General features: G+C 60.5%; 1 protein-coding gene. It reads left to right on the top strand.

Annotation, left to right across the window (positions count from 1 at the left end):
* Positions 1-68: 68 nt before the first annotated feature.
* Positions 69-1,352, top strand: a complete 1,284-nt coding sequence (locus ABWI03_RS34155) for an IS256 family transposase (protein ID WP_209923685.1) — start codon at positions 69-71, stop codon at positions 1,350-1,352.
* Positions 1,353-1,388 lie beyond the last annotated feature (36 nt).

The following is a 1,388-nucleotide window of genomic DNA, read 5'->3' on the forward strand; positions in this document are numbered from 1 at the left end:
GGGAGTGTTTCTTAAACGGTGTTTCGGCCCGACACGCTGGGTGAATGCCCGGCGAGAAGGGTGCCGTGATGACGACACTGGATGATGTGACGAAGAAGAAGTCGACACCACCGTCGGCCGAGGAGGCGGCGGCAGCGGAGCTCGTGCGCTTGGCGAGAGAGCAGGGCCTGTCGCTGACGGGCCCGGATGGGCTGCTCAAGCAGTTCACCAAGACGGTCCTGGAAACGGCATTGAACGAGGAGATGACCGAGCATCTCGGGCACGACAAGAACCAGGCCAACCCGGATCGGGCATCAACAAATATCCGCAACGGCACTCGGTCGAAGACGGTACTGACCGAGTCGACCGGGCAGGTCCCGATCGAAGTCCCCCGAGACCGCGAAGGGACGTTCGAACCGCAGATCGTCAAGAAGCGGCAGCGTCGGCTCAACGGCGTTGATGAGATCGTTTTATCGTTGTACGCCAAAGGGTTAACGACTGGGGAGATCAGCGCGCACTTCGCTGAAATCTACGGTGCATCGGTCTCGAAGGAGACGATTTCTCGGATCACCGACAAGGTGATCGAGGAGATGCAGGATTGGTCTGCACGTCCGCTCGATGAGGTGTACGCCGCGATCTTCATCGATGCCATCGTGGTCAAGATCCGCGACGGCCAGGTCGCGAACAGGCCGATCTACGCGGCCATCGGGGTGAGCCTGGACGGGCGCCGCGACGTGCTTGGTTTGTGGGCCGGCACGGGCGGCGAGGGCGCCAAGTTCTGGATGAGCGTGCTCACTGACATCCGTAACCGTGGCACCAAAGACGTTTTCTTTCTCGTCTGCGACGGTCTCAAGGGCCTGCCGGAGGTTGTCGAGCATGTGTGGCCGGCCACCACGGTCCAGACCTGTGTGGTGCACCTGATCCGCAACACCTTTCGGCTCTCGGCACGTCAGCACTGGGACGCACTGAAGCGGGAACTGAAGCCGATCTACACCGCGCCGAGTGAGGCAGCGGCGCGGGCTGCTTTCGACGACCTTGCCGAGAACTGGGGCAAGCGGTATCCGGCGATCATCCGGCTATGGGACAACGCGTGGGAGGAGTTCATCCCGTTCCTTGACTATGACACGGAGATACGTCGAGTCATATGCTCTACCAATTCTATTGAGTCGCTGAATGCGCGCTACCGGAGGGCGGTCAAAGCTCGCGGTCATTTCCCCAGCGAGCAAGCCGCGCTCAAATGTTTGTACCTGGTGACCCGTTCGCTGGACCCGACAGGCAAAGGTCAGGCACGATGGATCACACGGTGGAAACCCGCTCTCAATGCCTTCGCGATCACGTTCGCGGATCGTTGGCCCGGATCAGAAACCTACTGATGAAAACGGCCGAAACACCGTTAACGAGATAGTCCC

Origin of the sequence: Rhodococcus baikonurensis, assembly GCF_040489275.1 — a bacterium.
In the GTDB taxonomy this organism is placed as follows: domain Bacteria; phylum Actinomycetota; class Actinomycetes; order Mycobacteriales; family Mycobacteriaceae; genus Rhodococcus_F; species Rhodococcus_F baikonurensis.

What these genes read in the sequence shown, in the direction of transcription:
- ABWI03_RS34155 (WP_209923685.1), top strand. Translation starts at nt 69, where the DNA reads ATGACGACACTGGATGATGTGACGAAGAAGAAGTCGACACCACCGTCG.